Below are 22886 nucleotides of genomic sequence, written 5' to 3'. Positions count from 1 at the left end.
GCCGAGCGCCCCCGCCCCGGAACTACTCGACAGGTTTTCTGCCCGCCCCGCCGAGGGTTTCCCCCCGTCGCACCGAGGCCGGACGACGCGCGGGCCCGACCGTGCGAGGATCAGGGAGTCACAGAAAGACAACGGAAGGCAGATCGTGGCCGAGCAGCTCTACGCCACCCTGAAGACCAATCACGGCGACATCGAAGTCCGGCTCCTGCCGAACCACGCGCCCAAGACGGTCAAGAACTTCGTCGAGCTCGCCCAGGGCGAGCGGGAGTGGACCCACCCGGAGACGGGACAGAAGTCCACGGACAGGCTCTACGACGGCACGGTCTTCCACCGGGTGATCAGTGGCTTCATGATCCAGGGCGGTGACCCGCTGGGCAACGGCACCGGCGGCCCCGGCTACCAGTTCGAAGACGAGTTCCACCCGGACCTGCGCTTCGACAAGCCCTACCTGCTGGCGATGGCCAACGCCGGCCCGGGCACCAACGGCTCGCAGTTCTTCATCACCGTCTCCCCGACGGCGTGGCTGAACCGCAAGCACACCATCTTCGGCGAGGTCACCGACGCGGCCAGCCAGAAGGTCGTCGACACCATCGCCACGACCCAGACCAACCCGCGCACGGACCGCCCGCTGAACGACGTGGTCATCGAATCGGTCGTCATCGAGACCCGCTGAGCGCGAAGGCTCCCGCAGGGAACCAATCGCCCCGCTCATCCGTAAGGATGAGCGGGGCGGGCTTATCTCACACGACCTAGGGGAGACCATGGACGACCAGGCTGCGGGCAGCCCGCAGGACGCCCACAGCGTCCCCATGTGCTACCGCCACCCGGACCGCGAGACGGGCATCCGCTGCACCCGCTGCGACCGTCCGATCTGCCCCGAATGCATGGTCAACGCCTCCGTCGGCTTCCACTGCCCCGAGTGCGTGCGCACCGGCTCCGGCACGGGACACCCGCCCACGGCCGCCATTCCCCGGACGATCGCGGGCGGTTCCGTCGCCGCCGACCGCCGACTGCTGACCAAGATCCTCATCGGGATCAACCTGGCCGTGTTCATCGCCGTCCAGGCCGACAAGGCACTGCTGGCCGATCTCGTCCTGCTCGGCGCCTGGCCACCCGCACCCTTCACACCCACCCAGGGTGTGGCGGGCGGCGAGTGGTACCGCATGGCGACCTCGATGTTCACGCACCAGGAGATCTGGCACATCGCGTTCAACATGCTCAGTCTCTGGTGGCTCGGTGGCCCGCTCGAAGCCGCACTCGGCCGTGTCCGCTACCTCGCGCTCTACTTCATCTCCGGGCTCGCGGGCAGCGCGCTGGCCTACCTGCTGACTCCCCCCGAGACGGCCACGCTGGGTGCCTCCGGCGCGATCTTCGGCCTCTTCGGCGCCACCGCCGTGCTGATGCGCCGGCTCAACTACGACATGCGGCCGATCATCGCCCTGCTGGCGATCAACCTGATCTTCACCTTCAGCCCGGGTTTCAACATCTCCTGGCAGGCCCACATCGGCGGCCTGGTCGCCGGTGTCGTCGTGGGATACGCCATGGTCCACGCCCCGCGCGAACGCCGCGCCCTGGTCCAGTACGGCACCTGCGCCCTCGTCCTGGCCGTGGTCGTTCTGGTGACCGTTCTGAGGACCGCGCAGCTCGTCTGAGCAGGCGTTGTCCACAGCGTGTGGCCGATCCTGTGCACGCTGTGCGGGAACGCATGTGCCCCCTGTCACTGACCTAGGTTTCCGCAGGTCAGGCAGGGGGCGAACAGGTTTTCGAGTGCCGGTACTTCCGTCATACCGGCGTCAACGTCCAACGGGTTATCCACAGATCGTCTTCATTATCCCCATGTGGAAAACCGCTGTGGATAACTCAGCGAACACCCCTGGGCAGAGCTGCGTTCACCTTCCGGTGACCGCTACTTCCACTGGGTCGAGACGCCGAATCCGGCGGCGATGAAGCCGAAGCCCACCACGATGTTCCAGTTGCCCAGCGAGTCCAGGGGCAGCGAACCGTCGGTGACGTAGAAGACGACGATCCAGGCCAGGCCGATGAGGAACATGGCCAGCATGACGGGCGCGACCCAGGCACGGTTGGTCAGCTTGATCGCGGTCGTCTGCTTGGCAGGCGGCGGCGTGTAGTCGGCCTTCTTGCGGATACGTGACTTCGGCACGAGGGTCTCTCCTGTCGATGCGCTGCGTGGCCGCGCAGGTAACTGGTCGGTCTGGGGGCAGCGTGAGGGGACTCCGATTGCTCCCCCGGGCGTCCGTTAGCGTAGTGCTTCCGCCGCGCCGAAGGAGATAAGGGTACGTTGAGCAATTCTGCCGACTCCCCCGGGACGGGATCCACCCCTGAGCGCGCGCGCCGTTTCCGGCCGGTGCGCATCCTCACGGCGGCCGTCTTCGCTCTCGCGGGGCTCATCTTCTTCACCAGCTTCAACACGGCCAAGGGCACGAACATCCGCACGGACACCTCGCTGCTGAAGCTGTCCGACCTCATCCACGAGCGCAGCCGTGAGAACGGCGAGCTGGACGAGAGCAACGGTGCCCTGCGCACGGACATAGAGGCGCTGGCCGAGCGTGACGACGGCAGTACCAAGGCCGAGGACGACAAGCTCACCGCTCTGGAGAAGCGCGCGGGCACGCAGAAGCTCAAGGGCGAGTCGGTGACCGTCACGCTCAACGACGCCCCGCCGGACGCCACCGCCAAGCTCCCCGGCTATCCCGAGCCGCAGCCCGACTACCTGGTCATCCACCAGCAGGACCTCCAGGCCGTGGTGAACGCGCTGTGGCAGGGCGGGGCCAAGGGCATCAAGGTCATGGACCAGCGGCTGATCTCCACCAGCGCGGTGCGCTGTGTGGGCAACACCCTGATCCTCCAGGGCCGGGTCTACTCGCCGCCGTACAAGATCACGGCGGTCGGTGACCCCGACAAGCTGAAGAACGCGCTCGCGGCCTCCCCGGCGATCCAGAACTACATGGTCTACGTCAACGTCTACGGGCTCGGCTGGAAAGTCGAGGAGAACGGCCCGGTGACGCTGCCCGGGTACTCGGGCACAGTGGATCTGCACTACGCGAAGCCCGTGGAGTAGCGGCCAGGCCGGGGGAGCTGCCGGTGCGCGTGATCGTCAGGACCGTCAGCGAACTCTGCATCACCGTCGGCAGCGTGATCGTGCTGTTCGTCGTCTATGTGCTCTTCTGGACCGGTGTCCGGGCCGACGGCGTCATGGACGATCAGATCGACCTGCTGCGTAAGGAATGGTCGAGGCCCCGCCCGCCGGCCGGCGACTCCCCCGCGGGCCCGGGCCGGCCCGCGCCATACGCCCAGGGCAGGCCTTTCGCGATCATGTACATCCCGCGGCTCGGTTTCACGTGGAACAAGCCCGTGCTCGAAGGCACCGCCACCGGCATCCTGAAGAAGGGGCTCGGCCACTACGCCGAGACCGCCCAGCTCGGGCAGGAGGGGAACTTCGCGGTCGCCGGCCACCGCCGTACCCACGGCGACCCCTTCAAGGACTTCCCCCAGATCAGGCGCGGTGACGCGGTGGTGTTGACCGAGGGCACGACCTGGTTCACGTATCGGATCGACAAAGGCCCGTACAAAACAGTGCCCTCGGACATCGAGGTGATCGACCCTGTCCCACGTACCTCCGGGTACACGCGTTCGGGACGCTATCTGACGCTGACCACGTGCGAACCGGAATGGGGACACAGTCATCGGCTGATCGTCTGGGCGCACCTGGACTCCACCCAGCCTGTGGAGGCCGGGAAACCAGAGGCGCTGCGCCGTTAGTCTGGTGGCTGTACGGCGTGGGTCTGGTGCCGTGGTACGACGGAAGGGACGGCATGTACGGCTGGATCTGGCGGCATCTGCCGGGGAACACGTGGGCCAAGGCAGTGATCTCACTCGTCCTGGTCGTGGCCATGGTCTACGTCCTCTTCCAGTACGTCTTCCCGTGGGCGGAGCCGCTGCTGCCCTTCAACGATGTGACGGTGGACAACCAGTGAGCGCGCGCATTCTCGTCGTCGACAACTACGACAGCTTCGTCTTCAACCTGGTCCAGTACCTGTACCAGCTGGGCGCCGAGTGTGAGGTCCTGCGCAACGACGAGGTGTCCACGGCCCATGCCCAGGACGGCTTCGACGGTGTCCTGCTCTCCCCGGGTCCCGGCACGCCGGAGCAGGCCGGGGTCTGCGTCGACATGGTCCGGCACTGCGCCGACACGGGTGTCCCGGTCTTCGGTGTCTGCCTCGGCATGCAGTCGATGCAGGTGGCGTACGGCGGTGTGGTGGACCGGGCGCCCGAGCTGCTGCACGGCAAGACCTCGCTGGTCGAGCACGGTGGCGGGGGCGTGTTCGCGGGCCTGCCGTCGCCGTTCACGGCGACGCGTTACCACTCGCTGGCCGCCGAGCCCGCCACGGTCCCGGCGGAGCTGGAGGTTACGGCCCGTACGCACGACGGCATCGTGATGGGTCTGAGGCACCGCGAACTGCCGGTCGAGGGCGTGCAGTTCCACCCCGAGTCGGTGCTGACCGAGCACGGGCACCGGATGCTGGCCAACTGGCTGGTGGAGTGCGGCGACCAGGGCGCGGTGGCGAGGTCGGCCGGGCTCGCCCCGGTGGTGGGCAGGGCCACGGCGTGACCGCGCTGCGCCCCGAGCGCGAGTCCGACACCTCGTACGGGCAGCAGTCGTACGGGGCGCGGGGTGCGTTCGAGGAGTGGCGGGGTGGGGAGTCGTACGGGGTGTCCCCGCACTCGCAGCCGCAGCCGCAGCAGTCGTACGCGTCGTACGAACCCGTGCCGGAGTCGTACGGGCCCGTGCCGGACGAGCCGTATCTGCCGCCCGCCGACGAGGAGACGGTGGCGCTGCGGATACCGGATCCTCCGCCGGGGACAGGTGCCTCCACGACGGGCTCTGCGGCTTCCTCCGGCTCACGGCGGGACGGATCCTCCCATGAGGGCCGCGCGGCCCGGAGAAAGGCCGCCAAGCGCCGTCAGGGGCGTCATGGTGGGGCGTCGGGCGCGTCGGACACCTCGTCCGCTCCGGCCGCTGCCGGGGGCCGGTCGGGGGCGCCGCTGTCGCGGGTCGAGGCACGGCGTCAGGCCCGGGCGCGCAAGCCCGGTCCGGCGGTGGTCGCCAGCCGGGCGATAGGCGAGGTGTTCATCACCACCGGCGTGCTGATGCTGCTGTTCGTCACCTACCAGCTGTGGTGGACCAACGTCCGGGCGCACGCTCAGGCCGGCCGGGAGGCGAGCAGCCTCCAGAACGACTGGGCGAGCGGCAAGCGCAACCCGGGTGTCTTCGAGCCGGGGCAGGGCTTCGCCATCCTGCACATTCCCAAGCTGGACGTGGTGGTCCCGATCGCCGAGGGCACCAGCAGCAAGGGCGTGCTCGACCGGGGCATGGTCGGGCACTACGCCGAGGGCGCGCTGAAGACGGCGATGCCCGGTGACAAGAGCGGGAACTTCGGGCTGGCGGGCCACCGCAACACCCACGGAGAACCGTTCCGGTACATCAACAAGCTCGCTCCCGGTGATCCGATCGTCGTGGAGACGCAGGACGAGTACTTCGTCTACAAGATGGCGTCGATCCTGCCGGTGACGTCACCGAGCAACACGAGCGTCCTGAATCCCGTGCCCACGGGTTCCGGATTCACCAAGCCCGGCCGCTACATCACGCTGACCACGTGCACGCCGGAGTTCACCAGCAAGTACCGGATGATCGTCTGGGGCAAGATGGTCGAGGAACGGCCGCGCAGCAAGGGCAAGCCGGATGCGCTCGTCAGTTAAGGGCAGATGACCAGTGGCAGCGACCACCGACACCGACCACGACAAGCACACCGGCGGGGCGTCCCGGCCGCCTGCGGCGCGCCGCGGGCCCGGCCCGATCGCCCTGGCGGTCAGCTTCTTCGGGGAACTCCTCATCACCGTGGGCCTGGTCCTCGGGCTGTTCGTCGTCTACTCGCTGTGGTGGACGAACGTGGTCGCCGACCGGGCGGCCGGCAAGCAGGCGGACAGGGTCCGTGACGGCTGGGCGCACGGCCGGGGCGGTCCCGGCGCGCTGGACACCAAGAACGGCATCGGCTTCCTGCACGTGCCGGCGATGAGCGGCGGCGAGGTGCTGGTCGAGAAGGGCACGTCGAGCAAGATCCTCAACGACGGTGTGGCCGGTTACTACACCGACCCCGTCAAGGCGACCCTGCCGATGTCGGGCAAGGAGGGCAACTTCTCCCTGGCCGCCCACCGGGACGGTCACGGCGCGAAGTTCCACAACATCGACAAGATCAGGAAGGGCGACCCGATCGTCTTCGAGACGAAGGACAAGTGGTTCGTCTACAAGGTCTACGACATCCTCCCCGAGACGTCGAAGTTCAACGTCAAGGTCCTCTCCCAGGTCCCGAAGGAGTCCGGCAAGAAGAAGCCGGGCCACTACATCACGCTGACGACCTGCACGCCGGTGTACACGAGCACGTACCGCTACGTGGTGTGGGGTGAGCTGGAGCGGGTGGAGAAGGTGGACGCGGCGCGTACGCCGCCTCAGGAGCTGCGCTGAGCCGCGATGTACGGCGGTGATGCCGCTGTCGGCTGCGATGTTGAGGGCGTCGCGGGTTGCGGGGCATGTCGCCACGAACAGGGCCAGGTCGGAGTGGTGCAGGACCTTGGCCGCCCGATGAACTTCTGGACTTCGGGACTGGTGATGGAAAGGTAGGGCGCGAATCTCTTGCACTGGACGACGATGGGCCTCCAGCAGTGGTGCGGCCTGGCTACACGAACCGACAGCTCGCGATCGCTTACCAGGCCGCACTTCACCTCGCGGGTATCCTCACCTGGACCCGCCGCTGACCGAGAGCCAGAACCTAGTTCCAGTCGGTGCAGGAGTTGAGCTTCCTGTCGCCTTCGAAGCGCGCGACCTCGACCCCCGTGTGCTCAATGCCGTAATCGGCCTGTGCGGTTGTACTGACCGTCAGGGTCTCCCCGTTGCCCTTGGTGTTGGAGCGCCACGGCCACTTGAAAACCTGCTGGCTTCCGACAGGCTTTGTGAGAAGGCGGACTCGTACGTGGTGGTCGTCGGCGGACGTGTCCGTAACCGACAGTGCGATCTTGAACTCGTCGAAGGGCCAGTGGTCCCCTGAAGGTACAGAGGCTCCCATACTGCCTCGCGCCCCGGTCGTGGAGCAGCTCGCAGTGCCCACAGCACCTTGAGGGCCGAACGCAGCAGTTGCGGTTTCAGCCCCAGCTTCAGCGGCCCGGGGTGTGGCTGACGCCTGACCGCTCAAGGTGATAGAGGCCACCACCGCTGCTGTACAGGCCGTGGCTATGCGCGTGCGCGTCTTCATGCCGCTTCTCTCCTCTTGGTTGCCGGTGTCCCGATCTGTCTGTGGACGGGACCGCCGGGTGATCACGGGGAGTGATCGTGGTCGAGACTCTCAGAGAGCACAAGCTAATTTCGAACTGGTGGTCGATAATTAGCCACTGCTGAACGTGGGGAAATGCCCGACCTGGTGAGTTTTGCGCGCCGAGGAAGGCGAAGGGGTGATCGCCCCTCCACTCGTGTGGGCGGTAGCCGGTTCTGCACGTGTGATGCGCGGAACGAGCCATCGGTCCATCGGTCAGGTGAGGCGTTCGGAAAGGATCCATTGTCCGCCCGGAATTGACAGTCCGACGCCACCACAATTCTCGGCGGCAGAGTAACGGCGGCCATGTGTTCGGCATCAGCAGCTGAACCGAGCTGTAGGGTTCGCGCCCGGCGGCAGCGAGACGAATGCCCTGGCACTCGGACAGCACGTCCAGACCGGCAAAAGAACCAGGAATCGAGCGGGACGGGTTCCACTCAATCGCTTGAAATCGTCATTTGCCTAAAGCCCCGCCTTTCGGTCGTTCGGATGAGGCGGGTTTCCGGCTCCTTTCCCCACCCTGTGAACGACTTCAGGAGGCGTGACGTCCGGACCTCCGAATGGTGAAACCCCGGCATCTCTCAGGATGCCGGGGTTCTCCGTGATGGCGGGTCTTTCCGCCGGAGGTCAGTCGTCCTCGTTGCCGCCGGTGAGGCCGCCGAAGATGCCGCCGTTCCCGCCGCCTCCGTTGTCGTTGCCGCCGTTGTTGTTCCCGAAGCCGACGGTCTGGAGGGTGATCGTCGTCCCTGCCGGGTCGTCGACCTCCTGGTCGCCCTGCGGGGCCTGGGCGATGACGCGGGCGTTGTCGCTCTGGTCGCTGCCACCAGCGAACTGGATCTTGGTGAAGCCGGCCTGCGCCAGGATCTGCTTGGCCTGGCCGACCGTCTGGCCGACGACCTGCGGGACCTTGACCTTCTGCTGCTGCTTCTTCTTGCCGATCTGGATGTTGACCGACGAGTTCGGGTCGACCGACGTGCCGGCCTGCGGCGTGGTCTGGATGACCTTGCCGACCTGGCTGTCGTCGTCGGTCTCCACCTCGGTGCAGTTGCCGACCAGGTTGCTGGCCTGCATCTGCTGCTTGGCCTCATCACAGGTCCTGCCCAGCACGTCCGGGACGGTGGACTTCTCCGCCTCCTTGGCGATGGTCAGGGTGATCGTGGAGCCCTTCTCCACCTCTTCGCCCGTGGTCGGGTTCTGCTCCAGCACCTTGCCCGGTTCCTCGGGAGAGGTGCGGGTCTTCGTCTCGATCTTGAACTCGTACTTGTCGCCCGCCAGTTTTTCCTTGGCCTCGTCGACACTCAGGCCGGTGACGCTGGGAACCGTCACCTTGGGCGCCCCCGTCGACAGGACCAGGGAGATGGTGTCGCCCTTGTTGACCTCCGCCCGGAACTCCGGGTTCTGGGAGCAGACTTTGCCCTCGGGCTGCTTGTCGCAGGGCTTGCTGGAGAAGGACACCTTGAGGTCGGAGTTCTCGGCCAGCTTCTCGGCGCTCTGCTTCGTCTCGCCGACGAATTTGGGGGTGAGGACTGTGTCGTTGCTCACGCCGTCGCCGCTGACCGCCCACCGGCCGATCAGGATCGCGCCGACCAGGACCAGGAGGCCCGCCACGACCAGCAGGATGGTGGAGGTGTTGGACTTGCGCTGCTGCCCGCGGCGCCGGTCGGGGCGGTCGTCGTAGCCGTAGCCGCCGTCGTCCGGGTTCATCGGGGGCAGCATCGAGGTGGCGCCCGCGCCGGAGTCGGCGCGCAGGGCCGTCGTGGGCTGGTCGTCGGGGTAGCCGCCGTAGCCCACCGCGCCCATGGCGGCAGTGGCGGCGACCGGCTGGCCGTCGAGGCAGGCCTCGATGTCGGCGCGCATCTCGTCGGCCGACTGGTAGCGGTAGTCCGGGTCCTTGACGAGCGCCTTCAGCACGATCGCGTCCATCTCGGGCGTGATCTCGGGGTCGAAGACCGACGGGGCCTGGGGCTCCTCCCGGACGTGCTGGTAGGCCACGGCCACCGGGGAGTCGCCGACGAACGGCGGACGCACGGTCAGCAGTTCGTAGAGCAGACAGCCGGTGGAGTACAGGTCGGAGCGGGCGTCGACCTGCTCGCCCTTGGCCTGCTCCGGCGAGAGGTACTGGGCAGTGCCGATGACCGCGGAGGTCTGCGTCATCGTCATGCCGGAGTCGCCCATGGCGCGGGCGATGCCGAAGTCCATGACCTTGACCTGGCCGTTGCGCGTCAGCATGACGTTCGCCGGTTTGATGTCGCGGTGGACGATGCCGGCGCGGTGGGAGTACTCCAGGGCCTGGAGGATGCCGATGGTCATCTCCATGGACCGCTCAGGCAGCAGCTTGCGGCCGGAGTGCAGCAGCTCACGCAGGGTCGAGCCGTCCACGTACTCCATGACGATGTACGGGATCGACACGTTGTCGATGTAGTCCTCGCCCGTGTCGTAGACCGCGACGATCGCGGGATGGTTGAGCGAGGCGGCCGACTGGGCCTCCCGGCGGAACCGGGCCTGGAAGGAAGGGTCACGCGCGAGGTCCGCGCGCAGCGTCTTCACCGCCACGGTGCGTCCGAGGCGGGTGTCATGCGCGAGGTAGACCTCCGCCATGCCACCACGCCCGAGCACCTGGCCCAGTTCGTACCGGCCGCCGAGGCGACGCGGCTCTTCCATAGCTACCTACCAGCCCTCTCCGTCGGTCCCGACCGGCACGCTTGTACGGTCGAGGCTGCCGTCCGGGCCTACCGTACCCGGCTCGTTCTGTGTGACCTGGCCAAGCCCGTCAGCCGATACAGGACCGGTATCGCAACGTGCACCGATGTGAAGCAGACGTGATCGGGGTCACTTGTTGCTGTTGATGACCGCCTCCATCACGTTCCTCGCGATCGGTGCCGCGAGGCCGCCTCCGGAGATGTCGTCACGGACGGCGTTGTCGTCCTCGACGACGACCGCCACGGCGACCGGCGAGCTGCCGTCCTTGTCCTTGGCGTAGGAGATGAACCACGCGTAGGGGTTCTCGCTGTTGTCGACGCCGTGCTGGGCGGTACCGGTCTTGCCGCCCACCGTGACGCCGTCGATCTTGGCGTTGGTGCCCGTGCCCTTGTCGACGACCGTCTCCATCATCGACTGGAGGATCTGGGCGTTCTCCGCCGACAGCGGCCGGCTCAGCTCCTCGGGGTCCGTCTTCTCGATCGGGTCGAGGCCGGGCGACTGGAGCGCGTCGACCATGTACGGCTTCATCAGCTTGCCGTCGTTGGCGACGGCCGAGGCGACCATGGCCATCTGCAGCGGGGTCGCGGCGGTGTTGTACTGGCCGATCGACGACAGCGCGGTCTGCGAGGGGTTCATGTCGTCGGAGAAGACCGAGGCGTTGGCGCGGACCGGCGTGAACTGCTCCTCGTCGAAGCCGAACTTCTTGGCCATGTCCAGCATCTTGTCGTTGCCGAGGTCCGAGCCGATCTTGCCGAAGACGGTGTTGCAGGAGTACTGGAGGGCGACCCGCAGCGTGGCGTCCTTGCAGGGGATGTTGCCCTCGTTGGGCAGCTTGGTGGTGGTGCCCTTCATGATCCAGGGATCGGGCGAGTCCGTCTTTTCGTCGGCGCTGGTGTACAGCCCGTCCTCCAGCGCCGCGGCCGCGGTGACCACCTTGAAGGTGGAGCCGGGCGGGTAGGTCTCGCGCAGTGCCCGGTTGAGCATCGGGTCGTCCGGGTTGTTCTTCTTCTGCAGCTTCTGCCAGGCCTCGGTGTCCGTCGTCGTGGAGTTCCCCGCGAAGGACGATGGGTCGTACGACGGGAACGAGGCCAGGGCCAGGATCTTGCCCGTCGACGGCTCCAGGGCGACGACGGCGCCCTTGCCGCCCTGCTTCTTCAGACCGTTGTACGCGGCCTTCTGCGCGGCGGCGTTCAGCGTGGTGACGACGTTGCCGCCCTGCTGCTTCTTGCCCGTGAGCATGTCGAGTGTGTTGCGGAAGAACAGCCGGTCGTCGTTGCCCGTGAGGATGCCGTCCTCGATGGACTCGAGCTGGGTGGCGCCGAAGGCCTGCGAGGCGTAGCCGGTGACCGGCGCCCACATCGGGCCGTTCTTGTACGTGCGCTTGAACTTGAAGTCGCTGCCCGACGACTCGGCGGAACCGGTGACCGGCTTCCCGCCGACGATGATGTTGCCGCGGGGAGAGGCGTAACGCTCGATGGTGACGCGGCGGTTGTTCTTGTCGGTCCTCAGCTCGTCGGCCTGGACGTACTGGATCCAGTTGTCGCGGATCAGCAGGGCCAGGACGAGCAGGCCGCAGAAGATCGCGATCCGGCGCAGGGGCTTGTTCATGACGGGCGGACCACCTGGGTCATCTCGGCGTCGGGGTTGGCGGCGGGAGCGGGAGCCGGGCGGCGCGCGGTGTCGCTGATCCTCAGCAGGATGCCGATCAGCGCCCAGTTGGCGATCACGGAGGAACCGCCGTACGCCACGAACGGCAGCGTCATACCGGTCAGCGGGATGAGGCCCATCACACCGCCGGCCACGACGAAGACCTGGAGGGCGAAGGCGCCGGACAGGCCGATCGCCAGCAGCTTGCCGAACGGGTCGCGGGCCGCGAGGGCGGTGCGCACGCCCCGCTCGACGATCAAGCCGTAGAGCAGCATGATCGCCATGACGCCCGCCAGGCCCAGCTCCTCGCCGAAGGTGGCGAGGATGAAGTCGGAGTTGGCGGCGAAGCCGATGAGGTCGGAGTTGCCCTGTCCGAGACCGGTGCCGAGGGTGCCGCCGGAGCCGAAGGCCCACAGGGCCTGCATGGACTGCTCGGTGTGGCCCAGCTTGCCCTGTCGGCTCAGTTGGTACTCGAGCATCGGGTTCAGCCAGGCCTGCACACGTGTCTGGATGTGCGGTTCGAAGCTGGCCACGCCGACGGCGCCGGCCGCGGACATCAGCAGACCGAAGACGATCCAGCTGGTCCGCTCGGTGGCGACGTACAGCATGATGACGAACATCCCGAAGAACAGCAGGGACGTACCGAGGTCGGTCTCGAAGACCAGGATGAGGATCGAGATCACCCAGACCACGAGGATCGGGCCCAGGTCGCGGCCGCGCGGCAGGTACAGGCCCATGAAGCGGCGGCTGGCCAGGGCCAGGGCGTCCCTCTTGACCATGAGGTAACCGGCGAAGAACACCGCGAGGGCGATCTTCGCGAACTCGCCGGGCTGGAGCGTGCCGAGGCCGGGGATCTTGATCCAGATCTTGGCGCCGTAGATGTTCGCGCCGAGTCCGGGCACCAGCGGCAGGACCAGCAGGAGCAGCGCACCGGCCATGGAGATGTACGTGTAGCGCTGCAGGACGCGGTGGTCCTTGAGGAAGATCAGCACGGCCACCAGCAGGGAGACGCCCATCGCGGAGTACAGCAGCTGCCGGGGAGCCGCCTCGACGAACTGCTTGCTCGCCTGGAGCTTCTCCGACTGGTCCAGCCGCCAGATGACCACCAGCCCCAGCCCGTTCAGCAGGGTGGCCAGCGGCAGCATCAGCGGGTCCGCGTACGGCGCGAACTTGCGGACGACGAGGTGGCCGACGCCCGCGAGCAGGCCGAGCCCGAGTCCGTAGCTCAGCAGGCCCGGAGGCACCGAGTCGTGGAGGGCCAGGCCGACGTTGGCGTAGGCGAACACCGGGATGACGACGGCGAACACCAGCAGCGCGAGCTCGGTGTTGCGCCGGCTCGGCGCGCCGATGGCGCCGATCGTGGACGTGTGGTGCGTCGCCGAGTGCGACGTATTCGTACCGCTCATCGTGTGACAGGGCCTCTCACGGCTACTGCTTACCGCACAGCGAGACGACCTTCTGCTCTTCCTCAGAGAGGCTGGGGCCGGGGCTGGGAGTGGGTGCGGTCGTGGTCGGGGGCGTGGACTTCTCCGGTGCCGACGGTGAACCCGACGGGCTGGACGGGTTCGGCGTCGGTGTGGCCTTGGACGTGAAGGAGGCGGGAGTGGTTCCCGTGGTGCCCCCGGCCTCGCCTTCGCCGGTCTTGGAGTTGTTCTTGCTCTCGGCTTCGCGCCGCTGCGCCTGCTTCTTGCACGCGGAGGCCTGCACCGACAGTTCCTGGATCTTCGCCTGGGCGTCTTTCAGTCCGCCCTCGGGGATGGTCGCCTCGACCAGCTTCTGCTGGTAGGGCGGCAGGTACTTGAGTTCGATCTCGGGGTGGTCCTTCTCGACCTTCGAGAGTGAGACCCAGGCCAGGTCCTGGCTGATGCCCCGGTACAGCGCGACGTGTTCGTCCTCGGTGCCGACGTAGTACTGCGTCTGCGTCCAGCGGTAACCGCCGTACAGGCCGCCGCCGATGACGGCCAGCGCGAGGATGCCGTACAGGGATCTCTTCAGCCACCGGCCCTTTCTGCGGGGCTTGGTGAAGTCGTCGTCGCCGTAGTCGAAGCCGGACGCCGGGATGTAGCCGGTGGTGTCGCCGGAGCCGGGCGGGCCGAACTCGCCGCCGCCGCCCTGGCCGTGACCCCGGCGGCCGAGCCCGGAGGCACGGCCCGCGGGGGTCTGCATGATGCCGTTGTCGTGCAGCTGGTGCTGGTTCTCGGCGACGGCGCCGACCACGACCGGGGTGTCGGACAGCTGCCCCGCGAGGGTGTCGCCGGTGTCGAGGTCGAGGACGTCGGCGATGATGACCGTGATGTTGTCCGGGCCGCCGCCGCGCAGCGCCAGCTCGATCAGGTTCTGGACGGTCTCCTGGGGGCCCTGGTAGCTGGCGAGGGTGTCCTCGAGGGTCTGGTGGGACACGACCCCGGACAGGCCGTCGGAGCAGATCAGGTAGCGGTCGCCGGCGCGGACCTCGCGGATCGACAGGTCCGGCTCGACATGGTCGCCGGAACCGAGGGCGCGCATCAGCAGCGAGCGCTGCGGGTGCGTGGTCGCCTCCTCCTCGGTGATGCGGCCCTCGTCGACCAGGCGCTGCACCCAGGTGTGGTCCTGGGTGATCTGCGTGAGGACGCCGTCGCGCAGCAGGTAGGCGCGCGAGTCGCCGACGTGGACCAGGCCGAGGCGCTGGCCCGTCCAGAGCAGGGCGGTGAGGGTGGTCCCCATGCCCTCCAGCTGGGGGTCGTCCTCGACCATGGAGCGCAGCTGGTCGTTGGCGCGCTGCACGGCGGTGCCGAGCGAGGTGAGGATGTCGGAGCCGGGGACGTCGTCGTCGAGGGCGACGATGGTGGAGATGGCCTCGGAGGAGGCGACCTCACCGGCCGCCGCGCCGCCCATGCCGTCGGCGATGGCGAGCAGGCGGGGGCCGGCGTACCCGGAGTCCTCGTTGCCCTCCCGGATCATGCCCTTGTGCGATCCGGCCGCGAAGCGCAGTGACAGACTCATGCGCACCTCGCCTGTCGGCTCCGGGTACAGCCGGTCGTGTCGAGCCACACTGCCCACCCTCCGGTCGGGAGCGCGCCGGGGGCCGGGGTGGGGCCCGCCGCTGCGTGCTCGCTCCGCTCGCGCCTATCCATGATGTAGCACTACTTCCGCAGCTCGATGACGGTCTTGCCGATGCGGATCGGCGCGCCCAGCGCAATCGGTGTGGGAGTCGTCAGCCGGGACCGGTCCAGGTAGGTGCCGTTGGTGGAGCCGAGGTCCTCGACGATCCACTGGCCGTCGCGGTCCGGGTAGATCCTGGCATGGCGGCTGGAGGCGTAGTCGTCGTCCAGCACGATCGTGGAGTCGTGCGCCCGGCCCAGGGTGATGGTCTGGCCCTGGAGCGCGACCGTCGTGCCGGTGAGGGTGCCCTCGGTCACGACCAGCTTGGTGGGAGCGTTGCGGCCGCGGCGGCCGCCGGCGGGCTGCTGGCGCTGCGGCGGTGGTGCCTGGCGGGCGGCGGCCTGCTGCTGGCGGCCCGCCTCGCGGCGCGAACCGCGCTGGGTGACGCGCGTACCGAAAAGGTCGCTGCGGATGACCTGCACGGCCACGATCACGAACAGCCACAGTACGGCCAGGAAACCCAGCCGCATGACCGTGAGGGTCAGCTCTGACATTGCCCCCGCTTCACCCTTCGGCTTGCCGGTAAATGATGGTGGTGCTGCCCACGACGATCCGCGAGCCGTCGCGGAGCGTAGCGCGGGTGGTGTGCTGCCCGTCCACCACGATGCCGTTGGTGGATCCGAGATCCTGGATCGTCGAGGGCGTTCCGGTCCGGATCTCGCAGTGCCGGCGGGAGACGCCGGGGTCGTCGATCCGCACGTCGGCGTCGGTGCTGCGGCCCAGCACCAGCGTCGCGCGGGAGATCTGGTGGCGGGTGCCGTTGATCTCGATCCAGTGGCGGGTGCGTCCGCCGGCGGCCGGTGCGGCCGGGGGCCGCTGGGCGCCCGCGGCGGGCGGGTAGCCGTACCCGCCGGGGCGGCCGCCGGGGGGCGGCGAGGCGGGCATGGGCGGGGCGCCGCCGGGTGCGGCGGACGGCGGGTAGCCGTAGCCGCCGGGGCGTCCAGCCGGTGCGGCGGGCGCGGCGCCGCCCCCGGGGCCGCCCTGCTGGCTGCTGGAGGAGGCGAGCGTACGGCTGCGCACCCGGTACAGGCCGGTGTCGAGGTCGTCCGCCTTCTCCAGGTGCACCTTGATCGGGCCCATGAAGGTGTAGCGCTGCTGCTTGGCGTAGTCGCGCACCATGCCGGCGAGTTCGTCGCCGAGCTGGCCGGAGTAGGGGCTGAGCCGCTCGAAGTCCGGGGTGCTCAGCTCGACGATGAAGTCGTTGGGCACGACCGTCCGGTCGCGGTTCCAGATGGTGGCGTTGTTGTCGCACTCACGCTGGAGAGCTCCCGCGATCTCCACGGGCTGCACCTCGGACTTGAACACCTTGGCGAAGGTGCCGTTGACCAGACCTTCGAGACGCTGCTCGAACTTCTTCAGGACTCCCATGGGGCACCTCCTCCGTACTGCCGTCCTGTGTACTGCCCTGCGGGCCGATTGCCTGGTACTGCTTACTGATCGTATCCACGCGCCGCTCGATCGGCTGGTTCCCCCTGTCAGCCCCGCCGACGGGTGTCGACGCATGACGAAGTTCCCTGTGGAGCTCTCCTTCGAACTCCTCCGGTGCTACTGCTGCGCGTAACCGCCTCACGTATGCCTGACAAGGATCGTAGAGGCGGCCGGAGACCAGTGTCCCGCACCCGGCTGTGGACCCGGGCCCCCTCCTGCGGAGACGGCGGGTACCGGTACGAGGTTGATACGTGAACCGGTACGCGTTGATACGTGGCAGGGACATCGAAGGTTCGGCGGCGGGTCCGCAGGCGGCGATAAGGGATGTGAATCCACCCCTTCCAGCGTGCTAATGTTCTGGGTGTCGGAAGGCGCCCGCCCCAAGGGGCAGACGCCCAGGACACACCCAATGCGCGGGTGGCGGAATAGGCAGACGCGCTGGATTCAGGTTCCAGTGCCCGCAAGGGCGTGGGGGTTCAACTCCCCCCTCGCGCACCGTGGGAACGGGCGGCATCGATCAGATGCCGCCCGTTCTTCGTTTTGGGGGTGTGACGGTCGTCTCGGGCCGTCTCCCGCGTGCGCTGTGTGAGGAAGGTCTCAGGCCTGGTCGGTCCGGCTTTCCCCCAGGGTCCGCCCCGGGGCGAAGCGTTCCCGTACGGCCCGGGTGTCGAGGAGGCGGGCGGGGTAGCCCGGGCCGGTGCGGACGGACATGTCCCGCTGGCGCAGGGGCTCGCCGCAGGCGGAGCAGACGACCCGGGCCTCGGTGTCGTGGTCGCACGAGGTGTGGTGCAGGACCACCGGGGCTCCTTCGTCGCCGGCCAGCCAGCGGTCGCCCCAGGCGTTGATCGCGGCGAGGACGCCGAAGAAGTCGCGGCCCTTGTCCGTCGGCAGGTACTCGTGGCGGACCGGGTCGCTCTGGTAGGCGCGCCGCCGCAGCAGGCCCTCGGCCTCCAGGCGCCGCAGCCGGTCGGTGAGGGTGTTGCGGGCGATGCCGAGGGTGCCGATGAAGCCGTCGAAGCGGGTTTCGCCGTAGAAGACCTCGCGCAGGACCAGCAGGGTCCAGGCGTCGCCCAGGATGTCGGCGGTGCGGGCGATCGAGCAGGGCCAGGTGCCGAACGACGTCCTTCTCATGGGTTCACTGTAGAAGGCCGTTCCCTGTTCGGTCTCATGATGAGATCGACCCGGCCGGGCGCGGGACCCGCGCGTCGGCGCGGACGACCCTGCCGGTCGTGCGCGTCGGCGCGGTGCGATCCCGCCCGGCCGGGTGGGTCATGTGCGCGTCCCCGCGGAGCCCGCCGGGGCGCGGCGCAGGGCGAGGGCGGCCGGGACCGTCGCGGAGACCACGGCCAGCAGGGCGCAGAGGGCCGCCGTCGTGGCGAGGGCCTGCCACGGGAGGGTGACGGTGGGCCGGACCGACAGCAGGGCGAGGGCGCCCCACAGGCCGGCCAGGTTGACGCCGGTGACCAGGAGGCCGAGGAGCGCCCCGGCCGCGACCGCCGTCAGGGCCTCGGCACCGGTCAGCCGCAGGACCTGCCACCGGGTGGCTCCGGCCAGCCGCAGCACGACCAGGTCGCGGGCCCGGTCGGAGGCCGCCATGACCGTGGTGTTGACCACGGAGATGCCCGAGTAGAGCAGGGCGATGCCGAGGACCAGGAAGAGGCCGAGGCGGGTGGTGCGGTCGGTCTCCGGGCGGGTGGAGCTGATCCAGTCGTCCCCGGTGAGCACCCGGCCGCCTGCCGGGCCGACCGCCTCGCGCAGGGCGGCGGCCACGGCGGCCGGGGCCGTGCCGTCGCGGAGGGCCACGTCCACGCGGTCGACGGCGGCGCCGGGGGCGTTGCGCGGGGTGACGTAGACGCCGTTGTCGCCGGTGCCGGTGGTCATCACCGCGGCTACGCGGAGGGTGCGGGGTGTTCCGTCGCCGAGCCAGACCCGGACCCGGTCGCCCACCCGGTGCCGCTGCCACTCCTCGTTGACGACGATCGAGTTGTCGTCGAGGTCGCCGAGCCTGCCCCCCGCGATCGGCAGACGGGTGGTGGCCGCCAGGGCGCCGGGGGTCGCGGCGCGGGCCTCGGAGCGGATCAGGGCCACGCCGTCCTCCAGGACGTGGACGGCCGTCGAGGAGGTCGGGGAGATCCGGGCGTGCGGTATCGCGTGGAGCTTGCGCAGGGTGTTCGCGTCGAAACTCGTTCCGGCCGAGGGGGTGACGACGAAGGCCGCGGTGGTGCGGTCGCTCGTCTCGGTGGTCTTCGCGTCGTTCAGGGTCGCGGTGGCGCCCAGGAGTGAACCGGCGAGCGCGACCGTGACCAGGACGGGGGCGGCGAGCGCGGCGGTCCGGCGCACTCCGGTGGCGGTGTTCTCCCGGGCCAGCATGCCCACGGCCGACGGGAAACAGGTCAGCAGCCGGGTCAGGGGCCGCAGCACGAGGGGCGCGAGCAGGGCGCCCGCGGTGATCAGGAGCATCGGGCGGCTGATGTAGGTCTTGCGGTGCAGCAGGTCGGACGGGTCGCCGATGAGGGACCAGGCCGCCAGCGCGACGGCCGTGAGCAGCAGGACCGCGCCGCACAGCAGGCGGCCCCGGGTCAGCGGCGCGCTGTCCACGACTGCCTCGCGCAGGGCCTCGGTGGGGGCGGTGCGCCCGGCCCGCCAGGAGGCCGCGATCGCTCCGCACAGGGCGACGAGCAGGCCCGTCCAGAAGGCCGCGTGATACGGCCAGGTGTGCTCCCCGAGGGCGAACCAGGCGGGGGCGAGCCCTTCGTCGACGACCCGGGCCACCAGCGGCGGTGCCGCGTGGGCGCCCAGCGCACAGCCGGCGGCCGAGGCGAGGACGCCGACGGCGAGGGCCTCGGCAAGGACGGTCCGGCGGATCTGGGCCGGGGTCGCCCCGGCGGTGCGCAGCAGGGCGAACTCCTTGCGGCGCTGGGCGACCGCGAAGGCGAAGGTCGAGGCGACGACGAAGACGGACACGAAGGCGGTGACGCCGCCGGCGGTGCCGAACAGGGCGTTCGTCGCGGTGAGCGCCTCACCGTCACGGCCGGGATCGGCGTCGGCGAGGCGGCGCGCGGCACCGGTGAGGACCGAGGCGCTGCCGCCCACCGCCTTCCGTACGGACGCGGGGTCGGCACGCACCACCAACTGGGCGGCTTTCGGCTGTAGTCGGGCGGCGCGGGCGTCGGTGAAGAACACGGCGTTCTCGAAACCGCGTGCCGCGAGGGTGCCGACGACGCGGACGGGGCCCCGGTCGGTGCGGACCCGTTGGCCGGGGCGCGCCCAGTCGCCGGTGACGACGGCCTCGTCGGCCGCCAGCGGTGCCCGGCCGCCGGTGAGGTCGTAGGGGGCGAACGCGGCGGTGGACCAGGGGTGGCCCACCAGGTCGGCGGGGCCGCCCCGCGCCCGCACGGGGAACGCCCGGTCCTCGACGACCGGGCCCAGCTGCCGCAGTCGCGCGACGGTGGCGGGCGGTACGGGGCGCGGGTGGGCGAGGGGGGATTCCTTGGCGCCGACCGGGGTCGGGACGCGCAGGGTGTCCTGGCCCTTGACCACGACCGGCGCCGCCGCGAAGCGTTCGGGGCCGCGCTCCGGCGCGGTGGTGGTCGCGGCCAGGGCCAGGCCCATCACGGTGAGCAGGGCCACGCCCAGGCCGAGCGCGACGAAGCTGCCGGTGAAGGTGGTCCAACGGGTGCGCAGGGTGCGCAGGGTGACACTCAGCACGGCACGGCCTCCAGACGGGTCATGCGGGTGGCGATGGTGTCGGCGTCGGCGCCGGTCAGCTCCCCGGTCACGCGGCCGTCGACGAGGAAGACCACACGGTCGGCGTACGCGGCGGCCACCGGGTCGTGCGTGACCATCACGACCGTCTGGCCCTCCCGGTCGACCATGCCGCGCAGCAGCTCAAGCACCTCGCGGCCGGTCCGGGTGTCCAGGGCGCCGGTCGGTTCGTCGCCGAACAGCACGTCCGGCCGGATGATCAACGCCCGGGCCAGGGCGACGCGTTGCTGCTGGCCGCCGGAGAGCTGCGAGGGCCGGTGCCCGGCCCGGTCCGCGAGGCCGACCTGTGCCAGTGCCCGTCGTATGTGGTCCGCCGGGACACGGCGGCCTGCCAGGCGCAGGGGGAGGGCCACGTTCTGCGCGGCGGTCAGCGAGGGCAGCAGGTTGAACGCCTGGAAGACGAACCCGACACGCTCTCGCCGCAGCAGGGTGAGGCGGCGTTCGCTCAGCCCGGTCAACTCGGTGCCGCCCAGGGTGACCGAGCCGGAGGTGGGCCGGTCCAGGCCGGCCGCGCACTGGAGCAGCGTCGACTTGCCGGAGCCGGACGGGCCCATGACGGCGGTGAAGGTCCCGGAGGGGAACGCTAGGGAGACCGCGTCGAGCGCGGTCACGGAGCCGTAGGTCCTGGTGACCGTGTCCAGCCGAATGGCGTCGTGTGTCATGGGTTCCCCCCGGTGTCGGTGTGCTTCCACCAAACCGGGCGGGGGCGGGTCCGCGCACTGCGGCGGGGCCTAGACCTGGGGTAGGGCCAGGCATACCCCCGGGTCTCCGTCTGAGCCCATGGCCGGGGGCGGCCGCCCGCTTCTACGGTGATCCCCATGCATCCTCACAACGTGTGGCAGGCCCTGTCCCGCCCCGGCTATCCGCTGTCGGCGTGGCCGTGGCGCTCGGCCGTCTACCTGCTCACCGGCGCGGTGACCGGAGCCGTCGTGCTCGTGGGGATCGTGGTGTCGGCGGTGGCCGGCGGGGTGCTCGCGCTCGCCCTGGTGGGGCTGCCGCTGCTGCTCGGGACGGCCCTGGCGGGCCTTCCGGTGGCGGCGGTGGAGCGGCTGCGGCTGCGGCTGGTCGACGCGGAGCCGGCGCCCGATCCGCACCGGGCGCCCACGGAGCCGGGGCTGCGGGCCTGGCTGTCGACGCGGTTGCGGGAGCGGGCCACCTGGCGGGAGCTGGGTCACGCCCTGCTGTTCGCGGGGCTGTTGTGGCCGGTCGACGCCCTCGCGTTCGCCGTTCTGCTGCTGGGGCCGCTGTCCGTGGTGGCGACTCCCGTGCTGATGGCCGTCCTCGGCGAGGCGAAGGTGCTGAAGGTGTGGCTGGTCACCACCTGGCCGGCCGCCGTCGGGTGGGCCGCCCTCGGGCTGGTCCTGCTCGTGCTGGGCGTCTATCTGCTGGGTGTGGTGGCCGGGGCCCGGGCCGGTCTGACCCGGCTGCTGATCGCGCCCCGGGAGGCCGATCTGGGGGCCCGGGTGGTCGAACTGGCCCGCTCCAGGGTGCGGTTGGTGGACGCCTTCGAGGCGGAGCGGCGGCGTATCGAGCGCGATCTGCACGACGGGGCGCAGCAGCGGCTCGTCGCCCTGACGATGACGCTCGGGCTGGCCCGCCTCGACGCCCCGCCCGGCCCGCTCGCCGACCAGCTCGCCAAGGCGCACCAGGAGGCGGGCGCGGCCCTGGCGGAGCTGCGCGAGCTCATCCACGGCATCCATCCCAAGGTCCTCGCCGACTACGGCCTCGAAGCCGCCGTCGCCGACGCCGCGGACCGTTCGGCCGTGCCCGTGGACGTCGATCTGGAGCTGCCCGGACGGCTCTCCCCGGCGGTGGAGGCCGCCGCCTACTTCGTGGTGTGCGAGGCGTTGGCCAACGTGGGCCGGCACAGCGGCGCGGACCGGGCCGAGGTGAGCGGCGGGCACCGCGACGGGCGGCTGCTGCTGCGGATCCGTGACGACGGGCGCGGTGGGGCGCGGGCCGGGGAGGGCAGCGGGCTGACCGGGCTCGCCGACCGGGTGTCGGTGCTCGATGGCAGACTCTCCCTGTCCAGTCCGCCGGGCGGACCGACCCTGCTGTGTGTGGAGATCCCTTGTGAGCCTGCGAGTTGAGCGACCGCTGCGCGTCGTCCTGGCGGAGGACAGCGTGCTGCTGCGGGACGGGCTCGTCGGACTGCTGACGCGCTGCGGGCACGAGGTGGTGGCGGCCGTGGGGGACGCCGAGGCGCTGGTCGCGGCCGTCGGGGAGCACGACCCGGACGTGGTCGTGACGGATGTGCGGATGCCGCCCGGCTTCCAGGACGAGGGCCTGCACGCGGCCGTGCGGCTGCGCCAGGAGCGGTCCACGCTGCCCGTGCTGGTGCTCAGCCAGTACGTGCAACGCCGGTACGCCGCCGAACTGCTGGACTCCGGCGACGGCACGGGCGTCGGCTATCTGCTCAAGGACCGCGTCGGCCAGGTCGAGGAGTTCGTGGAGGCGCTCGGCGACGTGGCGGACGGCGGCACGGTCGTCGACCCGGAGGTCGTGCGGCAGCTGCTGCGGCGCCGCCGGGACCCGCTGGAGCGGCTCACCCCGCGTGAGCGGGAGGTGCTGGCGCTGATCGCCGAGGGCCGGTCCAACAGCGCGATCGCCCGCGAACTGGTCGTCTCGGAGGCGGCCGTGGGCAAGCACGTCTCCGGCATCCTCACCAAGCTGGACCTGCCGCCGGCGGACTCGACCCACCGCCGGGTGCTGGCGGTGCTGGCGTATCTGCGGTCCTAGGTCGTGTCCGCACGCGCGGGCCGTATCGACGCGTTGTATAAAAACCAGCGAGTTGGTTTCATTGCGTCGCCATCAGAGCCCTGC

At 69.9% G+C, this 22886-nt stretch carries 21 protein-coding genes and 1 tRNA gene; 11 read left to right on the top strand and 11 right to left on the bottom strand.

Features of this window, described 5'->3' with window-relative positions; translation table 11 throughout:
- The first annotated feature begins 145 nt into the window (after nucleotides 1-145).
- Both AB0I06_RS26995 and AB0I06_RS26990 read left to right on the top strand, forming a co-directional pair.
- On the top strand, nucleotides 146-673 hold the full coding sequence (locus tag AB0I06_RS26995; RefSeq protein WP_309096457.1) for a peptidylprolyl isomerase: 528 nt from the start codon (nucleotides 146-148) through the stop codon (nucleotides 671-673).
- 88 nt (nucleotides 674-761) lie between these two features.
- Nucleotides 762-1652, top strand: a complete 891-nt coding sequence (locus AB0I06_RS26990; protein ID WP_363121424.1) for a rhomboid family intramembrane serine protease — start codon at nucleotides 762-764, stop codon at nucleotides 1650-1652.
- Nucleotides 1653-1906: 254 nt separating this feature from the next.
- Here the strand turns inward: AB0I06_RS26990 and crgA are convergent, their stop codons facing one another.
- Nucleotides 1907-2161: a cell division protein CrgA gene (crgA, locus tag AB0I06_RS26985; RefSeq protein ID WP_363121423.1), complete on the bottom strand. Its 255-nt coding sequence runs from the start codon at nucleotides 2159-2161 to the stop codon at nucleotides 1907-1909.
- Between the two features lie 138 nt (nucleotides 2162-2299).
- On the opposite strand from crgA, the gene AB0I06_RS26980 reads away from it, so the two are divergent.
- Genes AB0I06_RS26980 through AB0I06_RS26955 form a run of 6 tightly spaced genes read left to right on the top strand, consistent with a single transcriptional unit; the run spans nucleotide 2300 to nucleotide 6541 of the window.
- Nucleotides 2300-3079, top strand: a complete 780-nt coding sequence (locus AB0I06_RS26980; protein WP_363121422.1) for a DUF881 domain-containing protein — start codon at nucleotides 2300-2302, stop codon at nucleotides 3077-3079.
- A gap of 23 nt (nucleotides 3080-3102) precedes the next feature.
- Complete coding sequence (locus AB0I06_RS26975; RefSeq protein WP_363121421.1) at nucleotides 3103-3780, top strand: class E sortase; 678 nt, start codon at nucleotides 3103-3105, stop codon at nucleotides 3778-3780.
- Between the two features lie 17 nt (nucleotides 3781-3797).
- Nucleotides 3798-3995, top strand: a complete 198-nt coding sequence (locus tag AB0I06_RS26970; protein WP_363121420.1) for a hypothetical protein — start codon at nucleotides 3798-3800, stop codon at nucleotides 3993-3995.
- On the top strand, nucleotides 3992-4630 hold the full coding sequence (locus AB0I06_RS26965; protein ID WP_104779146.1) for an aminodeoxychorismate/anthranilate synthase component II: 639 nt from the start codon (nucleotides 3992-3994) through the stop codon (nucleotides 4628-4630). The genes AB0I06_RS26970 and AB0I06_RS26965 overlap by 4 nt, the downstream gene beginning before the upstream one ends.
- Nucleotides 4627-5778, top strand: a complete 1152-nt coding sequence (locus tag AB0I06_RS26960) for a class E sortase (protein WP_363121419.1) — start codon at nucleotides 4627-4629, stop codon at nucleotides 5776-5778. The genes AB0I06_RS26965 and AB0I06_RS26960 overlap by 4 nt, the downstream gene beginning before the upstream one ends.
- A gap of 13 nt (nucleotides 5779-5791) precedes the next feature.
- Nucleotides 5792-6541, top strand: a complete 750-nt coding sequence (locus AB0I06_RS26955; protein WP_363121418.1) for a class E sortase — start codon at nucleotides 5792-5794, stop codon at nucleotides 6539-6541.
- 304 nt (nucleotides 6542-6845) lie between these two features.
- Here AB0I06_RS26955 and AB0I06_RS26950 read toward each other — a convergent pair whose 3' ends face one another.
- From AB0I06_RS26950 to AB0I06_RS26920, 7 genes are all read right to left on the bottom strand, one after another.
- Entirely contained in the window at nucleotides 6846-7325 is a 480-nt protein-coding gene (locus tag AB0I06_RS26950; protein ID WP_363121417.1) for a hypothetical protein, read from the bottom strand.
- Nucleotides 7326-8009: 684 nt separating this feature from the next.
- Nucleotides 8010-10043: a Stk1 family PASTA domain-containing Ser/Thr kinase gene (gene pknB, locus AB0I06_RS26945; protein ID WP_363121416.1), complete on the bottom strand. Its 2034-nt coding sequence runs from the start codon at nucleotides 10041-10043 to the stop codon at nucleotides 8010-8012.
- Nucleotides 10044-10211: 168 nt separating this feature from the next.
- Nucleotides 10212-11690, bottom strand: a complete 1479-nt coding sequence (locus tag AB0I06_RS26940) for a penicillin-binding protein 2 (protein WP_363121415.1) — start codon at nucleotides 11688-11690, stop codon at nucleotides 10212-10214.
- Nucleotides 11687-13135, bottom strand: a complete 1449-nt coding sequence (locus AB0I06_RS26935) for an FtsW/RodA/SpoVE family cell cycle protein (protein ID WP_363121414.1) — start codon at nucleotides 13133-13135, stop codon at nucleotides 11687-11689. The genes AB0I06_RS26940 and AB0I06_RS26935 overlap by 4 nt, the downstream gene beginning before the upstream one ends.
- A 22-nt stretch (nucleotides 13136-13157) precedes the next feature.
- Nucleotides 13158-14711 carry a Stp1/IreP family PP2C-type Ser/Thr phosphatase gene (locus AB0I06_RS26930; RefSeq protein WP_363121413.1) on the bottom strand — a complete coding sequence of 518 codons (1554 nt, stop codon included), beginning with the start codon at nucleotides 14709-14711 and terminating at the stop codon, nucleotides 13158-13160.
- Nucleotides 14712-14851: 140 nt separating this feature from the next.
- The gene (locus AB0I06_RS26925; protein WP_097217959.1) at nucleotides 14852-15364 is read right to left on the bottom strand and encodes an FHA domain-containing protein; all 513 of its coding nucleotides are present in this window, start codon (nucleotides 15362-15364) and stop codon (nucleotides 14852-14854) included.
- 10 nt (nucleotides 15365-15374) lie between these two features.
- Nucleotides 15375-16238, bottom strand: a complete 864-nt coding sequence (locus tag AB0I06_RS26920) for a DUF3662 and FHA domain-containing protein (protein ID WP_363121412.1) — start codon at nucleotides 16236-16238, stop codon at nucleotides 15375-15377.
- 471 nt (nucleotides 16239-16709) lie between these two features.
- Here AB0I06_RS26920 and AB0I06_RS26915 point away from each other — a divergent pair.
- Nucleotides 16710-16793: transfer RNA gene (locus tag AB0I06_RS26915), tRNA-Leu, on the top strand.
- A 102-nt stretch (nucleotides 16794-16895) separates the two neighbouring features.
- Here AB0I06_RS26915 and AB0I06_RS26910 read toward each other — a convergent pair.
- The 3 genes from AB0I06_RS26910 to AB0I06_RS26900 all read right to left on the bottom strand — a co-directional run bounded on the left by AB0I06_RS26910 (nucleotide 16896) and on the right by AB0I06_RS26900 (nucleotide 20725).
- Complete coding sequence (locus tag AB0I06_RS26910) at nucleotides 16896-17429, bottom strand: helix-turn-helix domain-containing protein (protein ID WP_363121411.1); 534 nt, start codon at nucleotides 17427-17429, stop codon at nucleotides 16896-16898.
- Between the two features lie 138 nt (nucleotides 17430-17567).
- Entirely contained in the window at nucleotides 17568-20006 is a 2439-nt protein-coding gene (locus AB0I06_RS26905) for an FtsX-like permease family protein (protein WP_363121410.1), read from the bottom strand.
- Complete coding sequence (locus AB0I06_RS26900; RefSeq protein ID WP_363121409.1) at nucleotides 20000-20725, bottom strand: ABC transporter ATP-binding protein; 726 nt, start codon at nucleotides 20723-20725, stop codon at nucleotides 20000-20002. The genes AB0I06_RS26905 and AB0I06_RS26900 overlap by 7 nt, the downstream gene beginning before the upstream one ends.
- A gap of 156 nt (nucleotides 20726-20881) precedes the next feature.
- Here AB0I06_RS26900 and AB0I06_RS26895 point away from each other — a divergent pair, with 156 nt between their 5' ends.
- Together AB0I06_RS26895 and AB0I06_RS26890 are read left to right on the top strand one after the other, a co-directional pair.
- On the top strand, nucleotides 20882-22153 hold the full coding sequence (locus tag AB0I06_RS26895) for a sensor domain-containing protein (protein ID WP_363121408.1): 1272 nt from the start codon (nucleotides 20882-20884) through the stop codon (nucleotides 22151-22153).
- Nucleotides 22143-22802 (top strand): response regulator transcription factor, encoded by a 660-nt coding sequence (locus AB0I06_RS26890; RefSeq protein ID WP_363121499.1) that lies wholly within the window; start codon nucleotides 22143-22145, stop codon nucleotides 22800-22802. The genes AB0I06_RS26895 and AB0I06_RS26890 overlap by 11 nt, the downstream gene beginning before the upstream one ends.
- Nucleotides 22803-22886 lie beyond the last annotated feature (84 nt).

The sequence above is a fragment of the Streptomyces sp. NPDC050674 genome (assembly GCF_040654575.1).
GTDB lineage: Bacteria > Actinomycetota > Actinomycetes > Streptomycetales > Streptomycetaceae > Streptomyces.
This window is presented reverse-complemented; position numbering and strand designations above follow the sequence as displayed.